General features: G+C 68.3%; 21 protein-coding genes. 11 read left to right on the forward strand and 10 right to left on the reverse strand.

Annotation, left to right across the window (positions count from 1 at the left end):
- Window positions 1-137: 137 nt before the first annotated feature.
- Window positions 138-1,634 (forward strand): ATP-binding protein, encoded by a 1,497-nt coding sequence (locus MKK88_RS25675; RefSeq protein WP_244004830.1) that lies wholly within the window; start codon window positions 138-140, stop codon window positions 1,632-1,634.
- Here the strand turns inward: MKK88_RS25675 and MKK88_RS25680 are convergent, their stop codons facing one another.
- Window positions 1,635-2,063: a flagellar assembly protein FliX gene (locus MKK88_RS25680; protein WP_244004832.1), complete on the reverse strand. Its 429-nt coding sequence runs from the start codon at window positions 2,061-2,063 to the stop codon at window positions 1,635-1,637.
- 243 nt (window positions 2,064-2,306) lie between these two features.
- On the opposite strand from MKK88_RS25680, the gene MKK88_RS25685 reads away from it, so the two are divergent.
- The 3 genes from MKK88_RS25685 to MKK88_RS25695 are packed head-to-tail and all read left to right on the forward strand — an operon-like array spanning window position 2,307 to window position 4,289.
- Window positions 2,307-3,443 (forward strand): flagellar basal body P-ring protein FlgI, encoded by a 1,137-nt coding sequence (locus MKK88_RS25685; RefSeq protein ID WP_244004833.1) that lies wholly within the window; start codon window positions 2,307-2,309, stop codon window positions 3,441-3,443.
- A 26-nt stretch (window positions 3,444-3,469) separates the two neighbouring features.
- A complete protein-coding gene (locus MKK88_RS25690) occupies window positions 3,470-3,829 on the forward strand; it encodes a rod-binding protein (protein ID WP_244004835.1) in 360 nt (119 codons plus the stop codon).
- Complete coding sequence (locus tag MKK88_RS25695; RefSeq protein WP_244004837.1) at window positions 3,816-4,289, forward strand: hypothetical protein; 474 nt, start codon at window positions 3,816-3,818, stop codon at window positions 4,287-4,289. Before MKK88_RS25690 ends, MKK88_RS25695 begins: the two co-directional genes overlap by 14 nt.
- A 17-nt stretch (window positions 4,290-4,306) precedes the next feature.
- On the opposite strand, the gene MKK88_RS33955 is transcribed toward MKK88_RS25695, so the two are convergent.
- From MKK88_RS33955 to MKK88_RS25715, 5 genes are all read right to left on the reverse strand, one after another.
- A complete protein-coding gene (locus MKK88_RS33955) occupies window positions 4,307-4,438 on the reverse strand; it encodes a hypothetical protein (protein ID WP_279602535.1) in 132 nt (43 codons plus the stop codon).
- 190 nt (window positions 4,439-4,628) lie between these two features.
- Window positions 4,629-4,889: a hypothetical protein gene (locus MKK88_RS25700; RefSeq protein WP_244004839.1), complete on the reverse strand. Its 261-nt coding sequence runs from the start codon at window positions 4,887-4,889 to the stop codon at window positions 4,629-4,631.
- 152 nt (window positions 4,890-5,041) lie between these two features.
- Entirely contained in the window at window positions 5,042-6,616 is a 1,575-nt protein-coding gene (locus MKK88_RS25705; protein WP_244004841.1) for a flagellin, read from the reverse strand.
- 2 nt (window positions 6,617-6,618) lie between these two features.
- Entirely contained in the window at window positions 6,619-8,454 is a 1,836-nt protein-coding gene (gene flgK / locus MKK88_RS25710) for a flagellar hook-associated protein FlgK (RefSeq protein WP_244004843.1), read from the reverse strand.
- A gap of 34 nt (window positions 8,455-8,488) precedes the next feature.
- The gene (locus tag MKK88_RS25715; RefSeq protein WP_244004845.1) at window positions 8,489-9,856 is read right to left on the reverse strand and encodes a flagellar hook protein FlgE; all 1,368 of its coding nucleotides are present in this window, start codon (window positions 9,854-9,856) and stop codon (window positions 8,489-8,491) included.
- Between the two features lie 311 nt (window positions 9,857-10,167).
- On the opposite strand from MKK88_RS25715, the gene MKK88_RS25720 reads away from it, so the two are divergent.
- Both MKK88_RS25720 and MKK88_RS25725 read left to right on the forward strand, forming a co-directional pair.
- Window positions 10,168-10,635, forward strand: coding sequence for a BLUF domain-containing protein (locus tag MKK88_RS25720; protein WP_244004848.1), 468 nt, complete (start codon window positions 10,168-10,170; stop codon window positions 10,633-10,635).
- Between the two features lie 8 nt (window positions 10,636-10,643).
- The gene (locus MKK88_RS25725) at window positions 10,644-11,102 is read left to right on the forward strand and encodes a response regulator (RefSeq protein ID WP_244004850.1); all 459 of its coding nucleotides are present in this window, start codon (window positions 10,644-10,646) and stop codon (window positions 11,100-11,102) included.
- 175 nt (window positions 11,103-11,277) lie between these two features.
- Here the strand turns inward: MKK88_RS25725 and MKK88_RS25730 are convergent, their stop codons facing one another.
- On the reverse strand, window positions 11,278-12,891 hold the full coding sequence (locus MKK88_RS25730; protein ID WP_244004851.1) for a peptide chain release factor 3: 1,614 nt from the start codon (window positions 12,889-12,891) through the stop codon (window positions 11,278-11,280).
- A 179-nt stretch (window positions 12,892-13,070) separates the two neighbouring features.
- Here MKK88_RS25730 and MKK88_RS25735 point away from each other — a divergent pair, with 179 nt between their 5' ends.
- Together MKK88_RS25735 and MKK88_RS25740 are read left to right on the forward strand one after the other, a co-directional pair.
- Complete coding sequence (locus MKK88_RS25735; protein ID WP_244004853.1) at window positions 13,071-14,597, forward strand: DUF1800 domain-containing protein; 1,527 nt, start codon at window positions 13,071-13,073, stop codon at window positions 14,595-14,597.
- A complete protein-coding gene (locus MKK88_RS25740; RefSeq protein ID WP_244004855.1) occupies window positions 14,594-15,781 on the forward strand; it encodes a DUF1501 domain-containing protein in 1,188 nt (395 codons plus the stop codon). Before MKK88_RS25735 ends, MKK88_RS25740 begins: the two co-directional genes overlap by 4 nt.
- 10 nt (window positions 15,782-15,791) lie before the next feature.
- Here the strand turns inward: MKK88_RS25740 and MKK88_RS25745 are convergent, their stop codons facing one another.
- On the reverse strand, window positions 15,792-16,838 hold the full coding sequence (locus tag MKK88_RS25745) for a threonine aldolase family protein (protein ID WP_244004857.1): 1,047 nt from the start codon (window positions 16,836-16,838) through the stop codon (window positions 15,792-15,794).
- 221 nt (window positions 16,839-17,059) lie between these two features.
- On the opposite strand from MKK88_RS25745, the gene rpsU reads away from it, so the two are divergent.
- On the forward strand, window positions 17,060-17,395 hold the full coding sequence (rpsU, locus tag MKK88_RS25750) for a 30S ribosomal protein S21 (protein ID WP_091712365.1): 336 nt from the start codon (window positions 17,060-17,062) through the stop codon (window positions 17,393-17,395).
- A 151-nt stretch (window positions 17,396-17,546) separates the two neighbouring features.
- Here the strand turns inward: rpsU and MKK88_RS25755 are convergent, their stop codons facing one another.
- Window positions 17,547-17,939: a response regulator gene (locus MKK88_RS25755; protein ID WP_244004859.1), complete on the reverse strand. Its 393-nt coding sequence runs from the start codon at window positions 17,937-17,939 to the stop codon at window positions 17,547-17,549.
- 319 nt (window positions 17,940-18,258) lie between these two features.
- Between MKK88_RS25755 and MKK88_RS25760 the strand changes: the two genes are divergently transcribed.
- Together MKK88_RS25760 and MKK88_RS25765 are read left to right on the forward strand one after the other, a co-directional pair.
- A complete protein-coding gene (locus MKK88_RS25760; protein WP_244004861.1) occupies window positions 18,259-19,044 on the forward strand; it encodes a class II glutamine amidotransferase in 786 nt (261 codons plus the stop codon).
- 101 nt (window positions 19,045-19,145) lie between these two features.
- Window positions 19,146-20,579 carry an NAD-dependent succinate-semialdehyde dehydrogenase gene (locus MKK88_RS25765; RefSeq protein WP_244004863.1) on the forward strand — a complete coding sequence of 478 codons (1,434 nt, stop codon included), beginning with the start codon at window positions 19,146-19,148 and terminating at the stop codon, window positions 20,577-20,579.
- Window positions 20,580-20,587: 8 nt separating this feature from the next.
- Here the strand turns inward: MKK88_RS25765 and MKK88_RS25770 are convergent, their stop codons facing one another.
- Window positions 20,588-20,794: a SlyX family protein gene (locus MKK88_RS25770; protein WP_244004866.1), complete on the reverse strand. Its 207-nt coding sequence runs from the start codon at window positions 20,792-20,794 to the stop codon at window positions 20,588-20,590.
- Window positions 20,795-21,153: the final 359 nt, after the last annotated feature.

The raw sequence follows: 21,153 nt of genomic DNA on the forward strand, positions 1-21,153 counted from the left end.
TCTGTCTGGGAGGGGCGTGGCCGTACAGGGCCTGAGCGCTCCGGTCCAGGCCGAAGGCCGCGTGGCAGATCTGTTGGGAAGCGTGGACAGCGCCTCCGCGGACACGCGCGCGGGCCGGCGGCGTGCTACAAGGCGCCATGCGATCCGACATCGATCTCGGCCTGACCGGCGAGCGCCCCGCGCTCCTCGACCTCACCGAACTGCTCGCCACGCGGCTCCTGGTCCAGGGCAATTCGGGCTCCGGCAAGTCGCACCTGCTCCGGCGGCTGCTGGAGCAGAGTGCCGGCCTCGTGCAGCAGGCAATCATCGATCCGGAGGGCGATTTCGCGAGTCTTGCCGAAAGCTACGGCCACGTGGTCGTGGAGGCGGACGGTGACGACGTCGCCCTTCAGCGGATCGCCGCCCGGGTGCGCACCCACCGGGTCTCGGTGGTCCTGTCGCTGGAGAACCTCGACGCGGACGGGCAGATGCGGGCCGCAGCCGCGTTCCTCGGCGGCCTGTTCGATGCCGACCGCGACCATTGGTATCCGATGCTGGTGGCGGTGGACGAGGCGCAGCTCTTCGCCCCCGCGGCAGCCGGCGAAGTCTCGGACGAGGCGCGGCGCCTCTCGCTCGGCGCGATGACCAACCTGATGTGCCGCGGGCGAAAGCGCGGGCTTGCCGGCATCATCGCTACGCAGCGACTGGCCAAGCTCGCCAAGAACGTCGCGGCCGAGGCCTCGAACTTTCTGATGGGCCGGACTTTCCTCGATATCGACATGGCCCGCGCAGCCGATCTCCTCGGCCTCGAACGCCGCCAAGCCGAGACGTTCCGCGATCTGCCGCGCGGGCATTTCGTGGCGTTGGGCCCGGCCCTGTCCCGCCGGCCGCTCACGATCGCGGTCGGCCCGACCGTCACGGTGAGTCGCAGTTCCTCCCCGGTGCTCGTCCCCCTGCCGGAAGCAACAGAGGATGCCCGCTCGCTCATCCTCACAGCGAGCCCGACGGAGAGCGCGGTGCCGTTCGCGCCGCGCCCGAAGCCGCGTCCCGCCCCGGCGCCGGACGTGCTCGTCCAGCTTGCGAACTACCGACCGCCGGCGCCCGCGGAGGAGCCCGACGAGGAGCCGATGGCTCCGGAGGCGCGGGAAGCGGCGCTCGCCGAAGTCCTGGCGTCGGTTCTGGCGGATGCGGATGCCGCCGCCTGCACGCCCGCGACGCTCTATCAGGATTTCACGGTCCGATGCCGGATCCGACGGCTGCGCGGCGACACGATGGGGCTGCCCGAATTCAAGCGGCGGCTGGCCGTCGCCCGGGCCGAGGCGGGCGGCGCGGTCGCCGATGATTCCGGCTGGGTCCGCGCGCAGGAGATCGCGGCAGGCCTGCCGGACGACCTCGCCGGGCTGTTCCTCGTGGTGGCCCGGGCGGCGATCGAGGGCGCGCCCTGCCCCACCGACGCCGTGCTGGCCGAGGCTTACGGCACCAGCTCCGGTGGCCGGGCCCGGCGCATGTTGGCCTATCTCGAAGAGCGCGGCGCGATCGTGACCCGCAAGGACCTGCGTGGCGCCCCGATCATCGCGGTGCCGGATCTCGGCGTGGAGACCGGCCCGGGCGAACCGCAGATGCTGCCCACCGGACCGAAGCGGCGGGCGGTGTAGTCAGGCGCCCCGTCGCGGTTCAAGCTTGGCGAGTTCCACCGCCGCACGCAGCTCGATCTCAGCCATGAGCCCATCGAGGCGCGGATCGCCCGACGGGCCGGAACGCTCGGCCAATCGACCCGCAATGGCGCGCAGCTCCTGCGGCGCCACACGACCACCGAGCAGGGCGGCCTTCAGCCGGTCGAGGCCGTCAAGGAGATCATGGCCGCGCTTGGCCGAGCGTCGCCGCCGCTCCTGTGGGGTTTCGCTCTCGGCCTGAAGGAGGAGGACCGCGTCGAGGCCCGCCAGCGAGGCGGCCGCAGCGGGCGCGTTGGCGCCGGACGCGGGATTCGAAGCCGCGCCGAGGCTGAAGCCGGGGCCGCCCTCGGGCCGCCGGGAGGGCGTCACGCCGCCTGCGTTCTGGATCGGCTGGCGAGTCTCGACGCGCATGATCCGGTTCGCGTTGCTCCTGGCACCCCTGCGCCGCATCGCAACGTCGGCCCGGATGGTTAAGCGTGGGTAAACAGAGCGGCAGAAGCTGCCGGGTAGGCAGGTCCGGTGCCGGCGCCACGCGCCCACCGGAATTCCGGCCGGCTGTGAAAAGACAATGCTGCGAGGTGCTTGGCAGCCTGCCGCAGATGGCACGGCGCTCGCAGGAGGACGGCAGGTCCGTTTACCCGCGAAACCCTCGGCATGCGCCTGCGCCCCGCGTTCAGTCTCCTGCAATCCCTGCTCGGCGTCTTCGCGGGGGCGCTGCTGCTCGCGGCCTTCTCCGGCCCAGCGCTCGCCCTGTCGCGTGTGAAGGATCTCGCCTCCATCGAGGGGGTGCGCCAGAACCAGCTCGTGGGCTACGGCATCGTCGTCGGCCTCAACGGCACCGGCGACACGCTCAACAACATCCCGTTCACCAAGCAGTCCCTGCAGGCGATGCTGGAACGGCTCGGCGTGAACACCCGCGGCGCGACGATGCGCACGCAGAACCTCGCCGCCGTCATGGTGACGGCGAGCCTGCCACCCTTCGCCGCCCAGGGCACCCGCATCGACGTGACGGTCTCCTCCCTCGGCGACGCCAAGTCGCTCCAGGGCGGCACGCTGCTGGTGACGCCGCTCCTCGGCGCCGACGGCGAGGTCTACGCCCTGGCGCAAGGGTCGGTGGCGATCGCGGGCTTCGCCGCCGAGGGCGCTGCCGCCAAGATCACCCGCGGCGTCCCCACCAATGGCCGCATCTCCAACGGCGCCAATATCGAGCGCGAGATCGCCTTCAAGCTGAACGACGCCAAATCCCTGCGCCTGTCCCTGCGCAACCCGGATTTTACCACCTCGAAGCGGATTGCGGCGGCGATCAACGACTTCATGGGCGCGGACACGGCCGAGCCCACCGACCCGGCCACCGTCACGATCCAGATCCCGGCCCGCTATAACGGCAACATGATCCGGCTGATCACCGAGGTGGAGCAGCTCAAGGTCGAGCCCGATCAGACCGCCCGGGTGATCGTCGACGAACGCTCCGGCATCATCGTGATGGGCCGCGACGTCCACGTTTCCACGGTGGCGATCGCGCAGGGCAACCTCACCATCACCATCACCGAGCAGCCGCAGGTGAGCCAGCCGGCGCCGCTTTCAAACGGCCGAACCGTCGTGGTGCCGCGCACCGGCGTGAAGGTCGATACCGGCGAGGGCAACAAGCTGGCCGTGGTCAAGGAAGGCGTGAGCCTGCGCGAGCTCGTCGACGGCCTCAACGCCCTCGGCGTCGGCCCCCGCGACCTGATCTCGATCCTGCAGGCCATCAAGGCGGCCGGCGCCCTGCAGGCCGAAATCGAACTGATGTGACGAAGCTATAAGAGGAGGCCCAAACCATGCTGCCACTCGCCAGTCTAGCGGCCAACGCCGCCGCCAGCGTCGGGACCGCGGCCGCCGGAAGCGCGGTCGACGGGATCATCAAGACCGCCGGCAAGGCCAAGGCCTGGAAGACCGCGACGGAGTTCGAGTCGATGTTCCTCGAATCGAGCCTCGACCGGCTGACCCAGTCGGAGGGAACCGACGGCCCGCTGGGCGAGAACGGCACGGGCGGTGGCGTCTACCGCTCGATGCTGACCAAGGAATACGCGGGACAGATCGTGAAGAGCGGCGGCGTCGGCATTGCCGATTCGATCTTCCATGAGATCATGAAGATGCAGGGAGCTTCGAGTGATGGAACGACCCATGCAAAGGGCTGAACCGCTGCGCGTGGCGGACCGCGTGACCGCGGAGGCGCTGGTCGCGGGGGTGCTTGGCAACATGGCCGCCCTGGAGGCGGTGCTCGCCGAGGAGGCGGCCCATATCCGGGCCGGGCGGCTGCAGGACGGCATCGCGGCCTCCGAGCCGAAGGCGGCGCTGGCGGCGGCCTACATGCAGGGGCTCGAGGTCGCCAAGGCGAATGCCGTGGCCCTGAAGCGCTTCCATCCCCAGGGTGTCGAGCAGCTGCGGACGGCGCACAAGCGCTTCACCGCCGCCGTCGAGGCGAACCAGACAGTGCTCGACAGCGCGCGGGGGGTGTCGGAAAGCCTCATCAAGTCGCTGGCGGAGGAGATCGGCCGGGCGCAGTTGCCGGCGGGCTACGGCCGGCAGGCCCCGGCGCCCTCCCCGTACGGCCGCGGCGTGCGCAGCGGACCGCTGGTCCTGTCGCGCAACCTCTAGATCTTGGGCCGTGGACCTCAGCGTCGGCCGTTTCCGAACCGCAGAAAGGTCCGCACCTCGCCAAGATCCGTATCGGTGCGGTTGTCGATGGCGAGGCGGCCGGCGATGGCCGGCGCCGCCGCGGGGGCTCGGCCGGCGCGCAGATCCATTCCGGCGGCAACCCGGCCCGAGACGCGGACGCAGCTGTCGCTGCCCGGCAGGCGGACGAAACCCGGACCTTTCGCGGGGCACGGTATGGGACCGGGGGCCGCGGGCGCCCGTTCCAGCTCACGGGCCGACGCGGCGTCCGCGGCGATCAGGATCGCAAGAACCGCCAGTGGCAAACCCGGCCAGCGCGGATTACGCGGCAAGACGTGACAGCTGTCGGTGCAGGAGATCGATATAGCCTTCGACCTCGCTGATGAACGGGTCGAGGTCAGGCTCTAGGATGCGCAGGCGGGCAAAATCGCGCAGCAGAATGTCCAGGGCGATGCCGCGGTCATCCGGCCGCGTATAACCGGCGATGTACGCGTCGATGGCCTGCTCGACCACCACGATCGCGCCGATCCGCGATGCGCCGCCCAGACGGCCGACGAGTGCGACGGGTTCGGACAGCGACATGCGGACCTCTCCTCGGACCAGCGGCGACGAGACGGTGCATCCGCAACCGGAGGTTCACCGCTGGAAAGCGGCAAGACTATGATCGCGGGGCCGGATCAAGATCCAGTTCACCACAAAGGTCCGTGATCGCACATCGCGCGCGGGGACCAGGCTCAGCTGATGTAGTTGACCAGCGAGAGCTTCGAGAGCGTGGCCGTGATCTGGTAGCTCGCCTGCAGCCGGTTCTGAACGTCGAGGAGCTTGGCGACGACTTCCTCGGTGGGGGCCTGCTCGATCCCGTCCAGGGTGTTCTGCACGGTGTTCTGAGTCGCCGCGTTGGTGGAGCTGGCGTTTTTGAGGCGCGCGGATGCCAGGGACAGCTGGGTGACGGTGTCCTGAACGCTGGGGCTTGTATAGGCTGAGGTCAGTAAGCCTCCCGCCCGATCGACCACCGCCTGATAGGCGGTGTTGACGTCGCCGGCGGTCGTTGCCGGCAGGGCGTAGGCCATCGTGGCGAGGCCGGCGAGAACCTTCTGGATCGAACCATCGTTCGCCCGTGCCCCGGTGCCGATGCTGGCACCGGCGCTGATCTGAACCGACTGGGTGTCGATCGCCGGCGTTTGCGAATCCTCGCCCTGGTACCAGAGCACCGTGTTGTCCTTCGTCCCGGCGACATAGGCGGGTAGACCGCTCGATGTGTCGATGTGCAGGGGATAGACACCAGCGCTCGCCGAACCGCTGAAGAAGTTCTCCGCGGCGGTCGCCGTCGAGCTGGCCGTCAGGGTGGTTTGGGCGGCCATCGACAGGACCCCCTTGAGGGCCGTGTTGAGGTTGTCGGCGGTCGCGTCCTTGTCCGCGCCGATTGCGAAGGTTGCCCCCGTGCCCGTCACCGAGGGATCCGATGTCCCGGAAACCGCAGTGAGCGTCAGTGTCGTCGTGGTCTTATCCTTATCGTTCATTTGCAGCGTGACCGTGATGCTGTCGCCGACGGCCGGCTGACTGTTCACGGTGAAACTTACCTGACCCTGCGTACTGGTCGTACCGGCGACAGATGTCGCGGCGATCGCCGTCGGCACCGAGGGCGTTGACGACGTGGCGCCGCTCAGTGTGAAGCCGAACGTTCCGCGGGTTGCGTCGTTCGGCTCCGATACGGTTACTGCGTTGCTCGTTGGCTGCGTGACCCCGAGGCGACCCATCCCCGACCCGAGATCCGCCTTGACCTGCTCGGCGATGTATCCCTGCAGGCCGAGCTTCTTGCTCCCGTCCTGGTTGGTCGTCCCGTTGATGATCAAGCCGACATCGGCCACCGGAGGCGTCGTCGCGTTGCCCCCGCCGAACAGGTAATTGCCCGCGGCCGACTGGTTCAGCGTGTCGAGGGCGGTCTGCAGATCCGCCATCGCGGTCGCGCGACCCGAGACGGTCGTCGCGGCGGCGCTCTGGAGGCCGTTGTTCAACGTGTCGCGGGCGGTCGTACCAAGCGTCGCCACCTGTGTCAGGCTGGTTACCGCGAGATCCGTGCGCGTCTGGGCGGCGCCGATGCCGGACGCGTATCCGGTCAGCGCACTCAGCATCGCCTGTGCGTTGAGCGCGGTCGAGCGTCCGGCGCCGAGACCGCCATAGGTCGTCGCCACCTTTCCGCTGGAGACCTGATTCGACAGGTCGTTCAGCTGGTTCTTCAGCGCCGTCAGGTTCGAGGCGTTCCGGGTCGTGAGATAGGCGCCGGCCGCGAAGGGGGTGATCGTGGTCATGATCAGATCTGCAGCAGCTGGTTGAGCATGTCGCGGGCCGCGGAGAGCACCCGGGCATTGGCGCCGTAGGCGGTCTGCAGGGCGATCAGGTTCGACATCTCCTTATCGATGTTGACCCCCGCCGCGGAGGAGAACCGGGCCTGGGCCGTGGAGAGCGCGGTCTGCTGCGTCGCGTCGATCGCGGTCGTGTTCGAGGCGGCGGCGCCCTGCGTCGCGATGACGTCCTGGGCGAAGCCCGCCACGGTGGTGGTGTAGGGGGCCGAGACGCCGCCGATCCCGCTCGCCGACGAGAACGTTATCTGCGTGGAGGTCAGGGCGGCGAACAGCGTCTGCGCCCGGCTGCCGGTGGCGGTCGGGTCGGCCGCGCTCGTCGCCGTCAGCACCGACGTGTCGGCGGACACCTTGGTGTTGATGGTAAGCCGCTGGGCGAGACCCGAGAGCTTCGAGCCGCCATCGAGCGAGCCCGTGTAGAGGTTATTCCCCGTGCCATCCACGAACAGGGCGATCTGCGGATAGCCCGATTTGGGATCCGAGGTGGTCGGGACGGTGATGCTCGCCGCCGCCGTGACCTGGGGTTTGGCGGCCGTGCTCGTAATGGTGACGACCGTGCTGGAGCCGGGTGTCACCGCCAGATTCGGATCGAGGCCGCTCAGAGCCGCGCCGACCGATGTGGCATTCACCGGCACCTGAACCTTCGCCACCAGGGCGTTGGCATCGACGGTCTGGCTCGCCGTGATCGGGGTCGACAGATCGTTGGATGCCACCAGGATGATGTTCCGGCCGGTGCTGTTCGCGCTGGCAGGGATCGTCAGGGTGTTGCCGGCCTGCATGCCGGTCAGATCGATCACGGCGGAATTGTTCGCGCCCTGCGTCGCGGTAACCGACTTGTTGGTCAGCCCGGTGGCGAGCCCGGCCGCGAGGTCGTCGAGCTGGCGCTGGGCCTGCGGCAGGGTCTGATCGCGCAGCTCGAACTCGGCGGCGAGGCTGCCCGAGCGCAGGACGCCCGGGGAGCCGAGGTCGATCTGGCCGCCACCCGGGAGCGTGGCGGTGATGGTCCCCACTGAGCGCTGGGTCGGATCTGCGGAGTAGGTCGAATTGGCGTTCAGCGTGCCGCGCCCGTCGAAGCTCAGCGACGCCGCGGAGCCCCGATCGACCAGGGTCACGCCCGACTGGGTCAGAACCGAGACCGTCCCGTCGCGCTGCGCGGTCGTCCGGATATCCATATAGCTCGACAGGCTGGTGAGCGCCTGATCGCGCTGATCCTGCAGGTCGGCCAGCGAACCGCTGTCGGAGGTGTTCTGGATCTTGGTGTTCAGGCTCGCGATGCTCTTCAGGAGCGCGCCCGCTGCGTTCGTATCCGTGCCGAGCTGCGACTCGATCCCGCTGCGCAGGGACTGCACCGTGCCGGCGGCACTGTTGATCTGAATCGCCAATGCCGAGGCGTTGCCGAGGACCGTCGTGCGGGCGGCCGCGGAGGTCGGGTTCGCGGCCAGTTCCTGAAGCGACTCGGTGAAGGTGTTCAGCGTGCCGTCGAGCGACGTCGCGGTGCCCGGCGTGCCGTAGAGCGCGTCGAGCTGCGTGGCGATCCCGGCCTTCGTGCTGGTATAGGCGGCGCCGGAGGTTTCCAGCCGGAGCTGGTTGAGCGCCGCCGCGTCGAAGTTGCGGGTGATCTGCCCGGCCGCGACCCCCGAATTGTTGGGCGCGGTGGACACCGTCGAGATCGTCCGCTTGACGTAGCCCGCCGTTCCGGCGTTCGCGACGTTCTGCGAGACGACATTGATCGCCGCCTGCGTGGCGGCGAGCCCAGCGGTGGCGGTCGAAAGCGCATTCAGCGACATCTCACGCCCTCCGCGGCCCGGTGCCCGATGTCATTCAGCGGATCACGTTGAGCAGGTCAGACATCATCGTCTGAGCCGTCGACATGACCCGCGTGTTCGCAGAATAGGCCTGCTGGGTTACGATCATCTTAGAGAATTCGGTGGCAATGTCGGTGTTGGATTGCTCGACGCTGGCCCCCGAAAGTGTGCTGCCGTTCAGGCCGCTGAGCGGCGGGCCGGAATCCACCGTCTGGAGATAGTTGCCGCTCGTATCGCCCCGCAGGCCGTCCGGGTTGGCGAACTGCGCGATGCCCACCGTGGCGATGGGGGCCACCGTCCCATTCGAGAACGTGCCGTTGATCTTGCCGTCGCTGCCGACCGCCACGCTGGTCAGAGTGCCAGCCGTGTACCCGTTCTGGGTGAGCGTGTTGGTGGTCACCGCGCCGCTCGTGTCGGCGTATTGCGTCAGGCCGGACGTCCCGATGTTCAAGGACAGCTTGTCGAAGGTGTAATCGCCGACCTTCGCGCCATCGAGCGTGACCGATCCCGTGGACGGATCGGTCATCTTGCCCGTCGTGTCGAACGCGAAGGCCGTGCCGACGTTGTTCCATGTGGAAGCCGTCGCCGACGCCGACGGTGTGGACGAGTAGTACAGGTTCCAGACGGCTTGATTGCCGTTCGTGTCCGCATCCTGAACCTTCGCCCAGCGCGTATTCAGCGTCACCGGCGCACCTGTCGCCGTATAGGTGGTGATGGACGGTCCGGCGATGCTGTTATCAATGAAGGTCGTGGTGTCGGTCGAGGCCACCGGGGCGCTCGTTGCAGTCCCGCTCGTCACCACCGGGCCGGCCGTATAGATGTCCTTGCCCGTGATCGGCGAGTCGGTGGTGATCGGCGTCGCCGGCAGGTTGGCGGCATAGCTGATCGTCGTCGTCGGCTGGGCCGGCAGCGACACGTTGCTGATCTTGACGGGGCCGGTGTTGGTCACCTGCCCGGTGCTCGCGTCGAGGTTGGTGCCGGTGAGGTATCCGCCGGCGCCGTTGACGAGGTAACCATCCTTATCCTCGGAGAAGTCGCCCCGGCGGGTGTACATGGTCGCGCCGCCCACCACCGCGGCCCCGTTGGCGTCGCCGGTCTTCTGCACCACCGTGAAGAAGCCCTGGCCGCTGATCGCCATGTTGGTCGCCACGTTCGTCGAGACGATGTTGCCGGCGAGGGTGTTGGTCAGCTGCGACTGGGCGATGACCGACCCGGAGGTCTCGCGCTTCGGCACCGATTCGTTCATCAGGTCGACGAAGCTCGTGTCGACGCGCCGGAAGCCGGTTGTCTGCGAGTTCGCGATGTTCCCGGAAATGTTGCTGATGGCGTAGGACTGCGCCTGCAGTCCGGAGACCGAGGTCTGCAGGGCGGAAAAAAGATCCATGGCGAGCGATCCCGATGCGCGCCGGCACGGCCCGCAGGCCGGGTGTCGCGCAACCGCCGTGCCACCGCCAAGTGTTTGAAAACGTTGACGGCGCCTGAGATTGACCCGGCAGTCTTGGCCCTGCCGGCGGCCCGAGCGGACCGGGATCGGCAAATCTTGCCGGGCCCGGGCTGCACCTGCCCGCTGCGGCTGCCGGTGGGCGTTTACGACGCGTTATCTGGCCTCATGCAAGGATCTGGCTCGGGCTGGGCTGGAGTTCGGCGCGTCCTGCCCGGATGCGTCGGACCGCCAGGGTTTCGGATCACGGGGTCATGCGGGCGAAACGGACGAGCCTCGTCCACATCATCTACTTCTCGCGCCTGAATCTGTCGTCGGACCCGGCGAAGCGGTCCGAGCAGATCGGCGATATCGGCCGCATTGCTCAGAAGAAGAACGAGTTCGCGGTCATCACGAGTTTCCTGGTGATCGAGGGCAACTTCGCCTGTCAGGTGATCGAGGGCGAGCGCTCGTCCGTCCACGAGACTTTCGACCGGGTGAGCGCCGACAGCCGCCACCGGGACGTGCAGATCAGCGAGTGGCGGGAGATCGCCAAACGCGAGTTCGTGCACTCATTCAAGAGCGCCCAGCGCACGCCCGGGAACGAAACGCTGTTCGCCAAGGCGAATCTGCTGCCGATGCTCCAGCGCGGGACGCCGAAGGCGTCGGCGATCCACGGGCTGTGCCTGTCTCTGCAATCCGACACGATGTCCCGCCAGGGCATCGACCACCTCTTCGTCTGAGCCGCGCGATGTCCGAGAGCGATACGCCCACGATCCTCATCGTCGACGATCAGGAGAAGCTTCTCCGCCTGATCGTGATGCTGATGACCCGCATCGGCTTCCCGGACGTCGAGGGCGTCACCAGTGCGACCGAGGCGCTGGAACGCCTGCGGCAGCGCCGCTACGCCCTGGTGATCTCCGACCTCGACATGGAGCCGATGGATGGGCTCAGCCTGCTCCGCGAGATCCGGGCGGACGACGCGCTGATGAACATCCCGTTCATGCTGACCGAATCGTCCTTCGATTTCGAAGACATCAACCTCGCCCACCAAGCGGGTGCGGATGCCTTCATCCTCAAGCCGTTCGACATGGCGGTGCTGAAGACGAAGCTGAAGCAGGTGCTCAACCGCAAGCCGCGCAAGCGCGAGGCGCCGATGGCGGCCGAGTCGAGCTTGAGCGTGGAGTTCCCGATGCTCGGGAAGTTCTGAGAGGCGGTTGGACTGCAAGGCCTCCCCCCCCTCGTCCTGAGGCGCCGGAGCGCAGCGGAGAGGCCCCGAAGGAGCCCTCCGGGGATCGTGCAGCCGGCTTAAGGGCTCCTTCGAGGCCCGCTGAGGCGGGCACCTCAGGAAGAGGGCATCGATCGGATCAGTGGTCTGGGACCGCTCACCCCGACCGCTTCTGATAATCCTTCACGTCAGTGAAGCGCACGGCCGGGTAACGCTCCTCCTCGTAGCGGAGCGAGAACGCGGTGGTCGCCATGAAGACCGGTGCCCCGTCGAGGTCCTTCGCCATCGCCGAGCCGTGCGAGTCGATGAACTTGTCGAGCTCGACCTCGGAATCCGATTCAATCCAGCGGCAGACCGAGAATCGCGAGGTCTCGTAATCCACCGGCAACCCATACTCGGCCTGGAGACGCTCCTTCAGCACGTCGAGCTGGAGCGCGCCGACCACGCCGACGATCGCCTGGCTGCCGTCCTGCGGCACGAACACCTGGACGACGCCCTCCTCGCCCATCTGCTGGAGCGCCTCGCGCAGCTTCTTGGCCTTCATGGCGTCGGTGAGCTTGATCCGCCTCAAGATCTCGGGGGCGAAGCTCGGCACGCCGCGGAACACGATGTCCTCGCCCTCGGTGAGCGTGTCGCCGATCCGGAGCGTCCCGTGGTTGGGAATGCCCACCACGTCGCCGGCATAGGCCTCGTCCGCGATGGCGCGATCCTGGGCGAAGAAGAATTGCGGCGCCGAGAGCGAGATCGGCTTTCCGGTGCGCACCAACCGGGCCTTCATCCCGCGGTTGAGCTTGCCCGAGCAGACCCGCATGAAGGCGATCCGGTCCCGGTGGTTCGGGTCCATATTCGCCTGGATCTTGAACACGAAGCCGGTCATGCGCGGCTCGGTCGGCTCCACGAGGCGCTTGTCGGCATCCTGGCCCCGGGGCGGCGGCGCCACCTGGGCGAGGCCATCGATGAGGTCGCGCACGCCGAAATTGCGCAAAGCCGAGCCGAAGAAGACCGGCGTCAGGTGGCCCTCCCGGAACGCGTCGAGGTCGAAGGGCTTCAGACCGCCCTCGGCCAATTCCACCTCCTCGCGCCACGCATCCGCCGCGCCGTTCTCGGTGAGAAGTTCGTCGAACAGCGGATCGTCCGGCCCTGATACCGTCACCATCCCGGCATCCTCGGCAGCGTCGAGCCGGCGCACGCGCTTGCCGCCGAGCTCGTAGGTCCCGGAGAAGTTGCGGCCGGTGCCGATCGGCCACGTGACCGGGGCGACGTCCAGCGCCAGCGTCTTCTCGATCTCGTCGAGCAACTCGAACGGATCGCGGGCCTCGCGGTCGAGCTTGTTGACGAAGGTGACGATCGGGATGTCGCGTAGGCGGCAGACCTCGAACAGTTTTCGCGTGCGCGCCTCGATGCCCTTCGCGGCATCGATCACCATCACGGCCGAATCGACCGCCGTCAGCGTCCGGTAGGTATCCTCCGAGAAGTCCTCGTGGCCGGGCGTGTCGAGCAGGTTGAAGACGCAGTCGCCGTACTCGAAGGTCATCACCGAGGTGACCACCGAGATGCCGCGCTCCTTCTCGATCCCCATCCAGTCGGAGCGGGTCGAGACGCGGTTGCGCTTGGCCTTCACTTCGCCGGCGAGCTGGATCGCGCCCCCGAACAGCAGCAGCTTCTCGGTCAGCGTGGTCTTGCCGGCGTCCGGGTGGGAGATGATCGCGAAGGTACGCCGCCGCGACACCGGATCGGCCGGCCTCGCCTCGGTCTTGGTCTGCATCAGCATGGAGCGAACGCTCTGGATCGGCGGAACGTGAGGGTGCGCGTCGGGCGCGGTCTCGGGATCGTGTAGCGGGATGCCCCGATATTGGCAAAGACGCGGGGCTGATCGGAGCGTCCCTTCAGGGACCGTACAGGGGCCCGACACCAGGCTCCGTATGCCGATTCACGCATCGCGAGGCTGCCATGTCGCGCGCCGCCCCACGCTGTCTCCTGATTGCCGCCCTGCTCGTATCTTCGACGGGTCCCGGCCCGCTTGCCGCCGGCTCGTTCAACCCGTCCGCGGCAGCCGATGTCGCCTTCCTCGACGCCCTGACCTGGGGCGCCACGCCCTCCGCCTTCGCGCAGCTGGAAGCCGAGGGGCGCGCCCGCTGGCTGCACGGACAGCTCCATCCGCCCGCCGGGACGCGGCTGCCTCCGGATGCGCAGGCGGCGATCGATGCGCTGACCCCGCCGGGCAGCCTGTTCGAGCGGGCCCAGGCGCTCGACGCGCAGGCGAAGGCCTTCAAGGACGTCCAGGATCCCGAGGCCAGGAAGGCCGGGCAGCACGCCTTCCAGACGGCGCTCAATACGGCGGCGCGGAACGCCGCCTCCGCCTGGGTGCTGCGCGCCCTCTACAGTCCGGACCAGCTGCGCGAGCGGCTGACGTGGTTCTGGTTCAACCGGTTCAATGTGCATCAGGGCAAGGCGACGCTCCGGGCCGCCGTGGGCGACTATCTCGACACCGCGATCCGCCCGCACGCCCTCGGACGCTTCCGCGACCTGCTCATGGCGAGCCTGCGCCACCCGGCGATGTTGCGCTACCTCGACAACGCCGACAACGCCGCCGGCCGGATCAACGAGAACTACGCCCGGGAGATCATGGAGCTGCACACGATGGGTGTCGGCTCCGGCTACACGCAGGGCGACGTGGAGGCGCTGGCGCGGATCCTGACCGGGATCGGCATCGACCTGAAGCCCGAGGATCCGAAACTCCGGCCGGAGCACGCCGCCGACTTCCGCCGCGACGGGCTGTTCGAGTTCAACCCGAACCGGCACGATTACAGTGACAAGGTCTTCCTCAGCACAGCGATCCAGGGCCGCGGCTGGCCGGAGGTCGAGGAGGCGGTGGACGTCATCGCGCACCATCCCGCCACCGCCACGAACATCTCCCGGGCGCTCGCCACCTATTTCTTGGGGCAGGCACCGGACGACGCGCTGGTGGCCCGGCTCGCCACCATCTTCACCCGCACGGACGGCGACATCGCGGCCGTGATGGAGGCACTGGCGCGCGAGCCATCCTTCGCGGCCGAGCGCGGCGGCTTCAAGGATCCGGTGCGCTACGTCTTCTCGGCCGTGCGCATGGCGTATGACCAGCGCGTGATCCTCAATCCCGGCCCGGTGCTCGGCTGGCTGAACCGGCTCGGCGAGGGTCTGTTCAACCGCTCGACACCGGACGGCTACCCCCTCGAGTCCGCCGCCTGGAGCGGGCCGGGGCAGCTCGCGACGCGGTTCGAGATCGCCCGGCAGATCGGCTCCGGCTCGGCCGGGCTGTTCAAGCCGCCGGCACCCGACCAGCCCGAGCAGCCGGCCTTCCCGGTCCTCGCCAACGGGCTCTACTTCGCGGCCCTGTCGGGCACGCTCTCGGCCTCCACGCGGGCGGCACTCGCGCAGGCGGTCTCACCCCAGGACTGGAACACGCTCTACCTCGCCTCGCCGGAGTTCATGCGATGAACCGTCGCGACCTGATCCGTGCCTCGGCGGCGCTCGGCCTGTCCACGGTGGCGGGACGCGTCTGGGCTGCGCCGAAGGCCGATGCGCGCTTGCTCGTGGTGTTCCTGCGTGGCGCCTACGACGCCGCCAACGTGGTGATCCCCACCGGCAGCGAGTTTTATTACCGGTCGCGGCCGAACCTCGCGATCGCGAAGCCCGATGCCACCGATCCGAAGGCCGCCCTGGCGCTCGACGCGGACTGGAGCCTGCATCCGGCTCTGCGAGAGACGATCCTGCCCCTCTACGTCAAGGGGCAGGCGGCCTTCGTGCCCTTCGCGGGCACCGACGACCTGACGCGCAGCCATTTCGAGACGCAGGACACGATCGAGATGGGCCAGACGATCGGGGCCGTCCGAGACTACAATTCCGGCTTCATGGCGCGGCTCGCCGCCGAGCTGACGCGGGTTCGCCCGATCGCCTTCACCGACCAGATGCCGCTGATCTTCCGCGGCGGCGAGACGGTGCCCAACATCGCCATCAACGGCGTCGGCAAGCCCGGGATCGACGAGCGGCAGGCCAAGCTCATTGCCGCCATGTGGAGCGGGACCAAGCTTGCCGGTTCCGTGACCGAGGGCTTTCGCGTGCGCGACGAGGTCTACCGCTCGATCTCCGACCACGCGGCCCAGGCCGACCGTGGCGCGGTCTCGCCGAAGGGGTTCGAGCTGTCGGCCCGGCGGATCGGCCGGCTGATGCGCGACTCGTTCAATCTCGGCTTCGTGGATGTCGGCGGCTGGGACACGCACGTGAACCAGGGCGCAGGCACCGGCTACCTCGCCGACCGGCTGGGCGAGCTGGGACGCGGCCTGTCGGGCTTCGCCGAGGAGATCGGGCCAGGCTGGTCCGACACCGTCGTAGTGGTGCTATCGGAGTTCGGCCGCACCTTCCGCGAGAACGGCAACCGCGGCACCGACCACGGCCACGGCAGCGTCTACTGGATTCTCGGCGGCGGAGGCCGGGGTGGGCGGATCGCCGGGCCGCAGGTGCGGGCCGACGAGGCAAACCTGTTTCAGAACCGGGATTATCCGGTCCTGACCAACTACCGGGGCCTGCTCGGCGGCCTGTTCCGGCGCCTCTACGGCCTCGATCAGGCGAGCCTGCGCCGGATCTTCCCGAGCGCGGACCCGGCCGATCTGGCGCTGCTGTAACGGCTGAACCTCAGGCCGCCGCAGCCGACAGCGCGCGCAGGTCACCGATAAGCTGATTGACCCGGTCGAGCTTCGCGTCCCAGGCGAACATGAAGCGCGCGCCGCCGCCGATGAAGGTGTAGAACCGCCAGCCCCGGGCGCGCAGGCCGTCCATGGTGGCGGGCGGCATCGTCAGGAAGACCGCATTGGCCTCGACGGGGAACAGGGTCCGCACGCCCGGCAGCCCGGAGACGGCATCGGCGAAGAGCCGGGCGCAGGCGTTGCCGTGGGCCGCATTCCGGAGCCATGCGCCGCTCTCCAGCATGCCGACCCAGGGGGCCGCGAGGAAGCGCATCTTGGAGGCCAGCTGGCCGGCCTGCTTGCACCGGTAGCCGAAATCCTCGGCGAGCTTGCGGTCGAAGAACACCACCGCCTCGCCGGCATGCATGCCGTTCTTGGTGCCGCCGAAGCACAGGACATCGACCCCGGCGCGCCACGTCATGTCGGCCGGGCTGCAGCCCAAACTCGCGCAGGCATTGGCGAAGCGCGAGCCGTCCATGTGCAGGGCGAGCCCCAGCTCCCAGCAGGTCGCCGACAGGGCCTGGATTTCGGCGACGCTGTAGACCTGCCCGGTCTCGGTCGGCTGGGTGATGGTGACCACCCGGGGCCGCGGGAAGTGGATGTCGCTGCGATTCGTCGCGAGCCCGCGGATCGCCTCCGGCGTGAGCTTGCCGCCTTCGGTGCGGACGGTGAGCAGCTTCGAGCCGTTGGAGAAGAATTCGGGCGCGCCGCACTCGTCGGTCTCGACATGGGCCGAATCGGCGCAGATGACGCTGTGGTAGGATTGGCAGAGCGCGGCCAGCGCAAGGGCATTGGCGGCGGTGCCGTTGAACGCGAAGAACACGTCGCATTCGGTCTCGAACAGCGTCCGGAACGCGTCCGCCGCGCGCGCCGTCCAGGCGTCCTCGCCGTAGGCCGGGGCATGGCCCCGATTGGCTGCCTCCATGGCGGCCCAGGCCTCCGGGCAGATGCCGGAATAATTGTCGCTGGCGAATTGCTGCGAGTCGTCGTGTCTCATGCCGGCAACCTATCACGCCGGCGCCGAAGATCGATCGTGCGAACAGGTTGGAACTGGTGCGCGCTTGGTGTAATAGCCCCGTCAAGGCGTGGGCTCCACGCCGATTCGGAAACCGACGTTCCCGTCCCTCCCGGGTTCATCCCGGGCGAGGGACGTTGCCGGTTTCCAGATCGGCGGCGGGCTGCGCGAGTCCTAAATCCAGGTCCAGAGGATCAAGTCCGTTGCAGGTACTCGTTCGCGACAACAACGTCGATCAGGCGCTCCGCGTCCTCAAGAAGAAGATGCAGCGCGAGGGCATCTTCCGTGAGATGAAGCAGCGCAAGGCTTATGAGAAGCCGTCCGTGCGCAAGGCTCGCGAGAAGGCCGAGGCCGTCCGCCGGGCCCGCAAGCAGGCCCGCAAGACCGCGATCCGCGAGGGCCTGATCGCCGCGCCGAAGCCGAAGCCCCGTTTCCCCGCCGGCAGCCGCCGTCCGGGCTTCCCGTCGCCGTCGGCCGCACAGGGTCAGGGCGGCAACGCCTCGGGTCAGGTGCCGGTGAGCCCCGCCCCCGCCGCCTGAACGACGGTACGGAACTGAGAAAAACCCGGCCCGCGCGAGCGGCCGGGTTTTTTCGTTTGCGGCTCAGTCCATCGCCTTTGACGGTCCGAATTCGACACGGGACAACCCTCCCCCGCAGAGGGGGGAGGGACAGGCGGAGCGCCCTACCCGCTCAAGCTGCCTTGGCGGCTATCGTGGCGTGCTCGGCCTGGACGAGCACGTCGAGCGCCCGCCAGGGCTTCTGCATATAGACCGCTTGATCGGGCAGCCGCGCATCGCGACTCGCGCCGGAGGTCACGACCACCCGGACATCCGGCCAGCGGCGGCCCACCGCCTGCGCCAGGGACACGCCGTCCATGGCGCCCGGCAGGCGCACATCGGCGAAAAGCAGCGCCACGGTGACGTCCGAGCGCTCCAGCACCGAGAGCGCGGCCTCGGCGCTCTCGCAGGCGATCACGCCGAGATCCGTCTCTTCCAGAACCGCGGTGGCAAGGTCACGGACCGCCGCGTCGTCCTCGACGACGAGGGCCACCGGGTTGGAACACTCGGGCTGTGCGCGATCCATTGATGTCTCCTGAACTGGGTACGTCGCCCCACAACGGGTCACGGCCTTGAAAACAGGCTTCTGATTCCCCGATTCGGCCATGCTGACCTGTCAACAGCCGGCTCACAAGAGTCAGCGCGATCCGGGGCAGCATGCCCGCCCTGCAATCAGGCCGCTGCACATTGGTGCGAGGCGCCCGAATTTGGCGCATCGCCTCTGCGGTTAAGAAACTGTTCACCCGTGTGGATCGACTGTTAACATCCTGCGACGGAACGTCCCCACCCCGCGACGAAGCCCCAGCGGGTTCGCGCGGGCCAGAGCTGAAGGATCGTTGTCCGACATGTGCCGTTTCCTCGCCTACAGCGGTGAGCCGGTCTTCCTCTCCGACCTCGTCTGCGCGCCAACCCACTCGCTGGTTCACCAGTCGCTGCACGCCGACGAGGGGAAAACCGAGACCAACGGCGATGGGTTCGGCATCGGCTGGTATGCGGAACGGCCTGAGCCGGGGGTCTATCGTGACATCTCGCCGGCTTGGTCGGACGAGAATCTGGTCAATCTCTGCGGGCAGGTCCGGGCGCGAACCTTCTTCGCCCATGTCCGCGCTTCGACCGGCACCGCGACCGCCCGGGCCAATTGCCATCCGTTCGTCCACGGCCGGCACCTGTTCATGCATAACGGCCAGGTCGGCGGCTACCACCGGATCAAGCGCCGGCTCGAGGCGCTGATCCCGGACGCGCTGTACGACCATCGCCGCGGCAGCACCGATTCCGAGGCGATCTTCCTCCTGGCGCTGGCCAACGGGCTCGAACAGGACCCCGTGGACGCGATGGCGCGGACCATGACGATCATCCGCGGCCTGATGGACGAGGCCGCCATCTGTGAACCTGTCCGCTTCACGGCGCTGCTCACCGACGGCGAGACGCTGACCGCCTATCGCTGGGCCTGCGACGGCCGCCCCCCGAGCCTGTACTTCCGCGAGGGGCCGGGCGGCATCGTCGTAGTCTCCGAACCGATCGACGGCTGCCGCGACGGCTGGCAGGTGGTGCCGAAGGGCGCGACGTTGCGCGCCCGCTACGGAACCGCGACCCTTGTTGATGTCCCCGAGCGCACGCGCGCCGCTGCCTGAGTGACAACCGTCCGAGCCATGCCGCTACGGGGATTGCCCGTGGGTGCGAGATGGTCACAGTCGGCGCGCGGCCGACGCTGCGGCCAGACGGGAATCGATCGATGTATCCGGATACCGAGTTGCACATCGCTGGACGCTGGCGCGCGGGTGTCGAAGGGGAAACTCTGCCGGTCCTGAACCCGGCCACGGGCGAGACGATCGGCCGATGCGCGGTGGCCAATACGGCGGATCTCGACGAGGCTCTGGCGGCGGCGGCCCGCGCCTTCCCGGCTTGGCGGAAGGTGGCGCCGTTCGAGCGCGCCAAGGTGATGCGCAAGGCCGCCGATTTGTTGCGCGCCCGGGTCGACGACATCGCCCGGACCATGACCCTTGAGCAGGGCAAGCCGCTCGCCGAGTCGCGGATCGAGACCCTGGCGGCCGCCGACATCATCGACTGGTTCGCCGAGGAGGGGAAACGCGCCTACGGCCGCGTCATCCCCGGTCGCGCCGACGGCGTGCTCCAGGCCGTGATCCGCGAGCCGGTCGGCCCGGTGGCCTGCTTCACGCCATGGAACTTCCCGATCAACCAGGCTGTGCGCAAGATCTCGGCGGCCCTCTGCACCGGTTGCACGGTGATCCTGAAGGGCCCCGAGGATACGCCGGCGAGCTGTGCCGCCCTGGTCCGCGCCTTTCTGGATGCCGGCATCCCGGGGGACGCGCTCGCGCTGGTCTACGGCGATCCGGCGACGATCTCGTCCTATCTGATCGCGCACCCGGTGATCCGGAAGATCTCGTTCACCGGCTCCACGCAGGTCGGCAAGAAGCTCGCCGCGCTCGCGGGCGAGCATATGAAGCGGGCCACCATGGAGCTCGGCGGGCACGCGCCGGCGATCGTGTTCGGCGACGCGGACGTGGAGAAGGCGGTTTCGGTCCTGGCACCGTCCAAGTTCCGGAACGCCGGACAGGTCTGTGTCTCGCCGACCCGCTTCCTCGTGCACGAATCCGTATTCGACCGGTTCGTGGAGGGATTTTCCACCTTCGCCAAGAACCTCAAGGTCGGGGACGGGCTCGATCCCGACACCAGGATGGGTCCGCTGATCCACAGCCGGCGCCTCGAAGCCGTCGAGGCGCTGACCGCCGATGCCGAATCGGGCGGTGCCACCCTGCGCACCGGCGGCAAACGAATCGGCAATCAGGGCAACTTCTTCGAGCCCACAATCCTCACCGAGGTGCCGCTCACCCCCCGGATCATGAACGAGGAGCCCTTCGGCCCCCTCGCGATCATCAACCGGTTCTCGGAGGACGAGGAAGCCCTCACCGAGGCGAACCGGCTGCCCTACGGGCTCGCCGCCTACGCCTATACCCGCTCGGCCGAGCGGGCGGCCCGGGTCTCGAACACGGTGGAGAGCGGCATGATCTCGATCAACCATCACGGCCTCGCCCTGCCGGAGACGCCGTTCGGCGGCGTCAAGGATTCCGGCTACGGCAGCGAGGGCGGGCCTGAGGCGCTCGACGCCTATCTCGTGACCAAGTTCGTCACCCAGGCCAACTTCTGACCGAAGGCTCAATAATGCGGAGGCGGCGGCTCGGGGCCTCGCGGGGCAGCCCGGGCTGCCGCCTCCTCCACCTGCTCGCGCAGGCCCGCGACATGGCGGGACAGCCGGTCGATCACCTGCCATTGCGCGGTGACGGTACGGTTCAGATCCTCGATCGTCGCTTCCTGCTCGGTGAGGCGCATCTCCAGTCGGTCCAGCCGGCTTGGTTCATCCATCCCTGATCTCCATCGGCACGCGTCAGGCCGCCCACGCGCGCGGGTTGCCGGTCCATAGCGAAGGCGAACGCCTGTTGCCCATCCGCCGAACGGATTGGCACCATCGCGACCTGCCGTTCGCGAAGCGAGCCTTGATCGATAGCGCGCTGTTGGCGGCAGACTCGGCTGGACGGCCGGGGACTGAAACGGTGCGGGCGTGCGCCTGTCTCAAAAAGACGTTCGCGTCGAACCGATCTCCAGGCGATCCGGAGCGCCAACAGTTCGTTCTGAAATATCGAGCGCCCGAAACCTCGAACGTTCACGTTCGCCGGCCTTCAATATTACCGCTGGCAAGTCGGACGCGCCCCTCTCCCCGAATG

Origin of the sequence: Methylobacterium sp. E-005, assembly GCF_022829725.1 — a bacterium.
Lineage (GTDB): Bacteria > Pseudomonadota > Alphaproteobacteria > Rhizobiales > Beijerinckiaceae > Methylobacterium.

Excerpts from the sequence above, each read along its gene's own strand:
- flgK (WP_244004843.1), bottom strand. The coding sequence starts at position 8,454 with ATGTCGCTGAATGCGCTTTCGACCGCCACCGCTGGGCTCGCCGCCACG.
- MKK88_RS33955 (WP_279602535.1), bottom strand. The coding sequence starts at position 4,438 with ATGGATCTGCGCGCCGGCCGAGCCCCCGCGGCGGCGCCGGCCATCGCC.
- MKK88_RS25745 (WP_244004857.1), bottom strand. The coding sequence starts at position 16,838 with ATGAGACACGACGACTCGCAGCAATTCGCCAGCGACAATTATTCCGGC.
- MKK88_RS25725 (WP_244004850.1), top strand. The coding sequence starts at position 10,644 with ATGTCCGAGAGCGATACGCCCACGATCCTCATCGTCGACGATCAGGAG.
- MKK88_RS25735 (WP_244004853.1), top strand. The coding sequence starts at position 13,071 with ATGTCGCGCGCCGCCCCACGCTGTCTCCTGATTGCCGCCCTGCTCGTA.
- MKK88_RS25720 (WP_244004848.1), top strand. The coding sequence starts at position 10,168 with ATGCGGGCGAAACGGACGAGCCTCGTCCACATCATCTACTTCTCGCGC.
- MKK88_RS25755 (WP_244004859.1), bottom strand. The coding sequence starts at position 17,939 with ATGGATCGCGCACAGCCCGAGTGTTCCAACCCGGTGGCCCTCGTCGTC.
- MKK88_RS25700 (WP_244004839.1), bottom strand. The coding sequence starts at position 4,889 with ATGTCGCTGTCCGAACCCGTCGCACTCGTCGGCCGTCTGGGCGGCGCA.
- MKK88_RS25730 (WP_244004851.1), bottom strand. The coding sequence starts at position 12,891 with ATGCTGATGCAGACCAAGACCGAGGCGAGGCCGGCCGATCCGGTGTCG.
- MKK88_RS25715 (WP_244004845.1), bottom strand. The coding sequence starts at position 9,856 with ATGGATCTTTTTTCCGCCCTGCAGACCTCGGTCTCCGGACTGCAGGCG.
- MKK88_RS25740 (WP_244004855.1), top strand. The coding sequence starts at position 14,594 with ATGAACCGTCGCGACCTGATCCGTGCCTCGGCGGCGCTCGGCCTGTCC.
- MKK88_RS25705 (WP_244004841.1), bottom strand. The coding sequence starts at position 6,616 with ATGACCACGATCACCCCCTTCGCGGCCGGCGCCTATCTCACGACCCGG.
- MKK88_RS25685 (WP_244004833.1), top strand. The coding sequence starts at position 2,307 with ATGCGCCTGCGCCCCGCGTTCAGTCTCCTGCAATCCCTGCTCGGCGTC.
- MKK88_RS25770 (WP_244004866.1), bottom strand. The coding sequence starts at position 20,794 with ATGGATGAACCAAGCCGGCTGGACCGACTGGAGATGCGCCTCACCGAG.
- MKK88_RS25690 (WP_244004835.1), top strand. The coding sequence starts at position 3,470 with ATGCTGCCACTCGCCAGTCTAGCGGCCAACGCCGCCGCCAGCGTCGGG.
- MKK88_RS25760 (WP_244004861.1), top strand. The coding sequence starts at position 18,259 with ATGTGCCGTTTCCTCGCCTACAGCGGTGAGCCGGTCTTCCTCTCCGAC.
- MKK88_RS25765 (WP_244004863.1), top strand. The coding sequence starts at position 19,146 with ATGTATCCGGATACCGAGTTGCACATCGCTGGACGCTGGCGCGCGGGT.
- MKK88_RS25675 (WP_244004830.1), top strand. The coding sequence starts at position 138 with ATGCGATCCGACATCGATCTCGGCCTGACCGGCGAGCGCCCCGCGCTC.
- MKK88_RS25695 (WP_244004837.1), top strand. The coding sequence starts at position 3,816 with ATGCAAAGGGCTGAACCGCTGCGCGTGGCGGACCGCGTGACCGCGGAG.
- MKK88_RS25680 (WP_244004832.1), bottom strand. The coding sequence starts at position 2,063 with ATGCGCGTCGAGACTCGCCAGCCGATCCAGAACGCAGGCGGCGTGACG.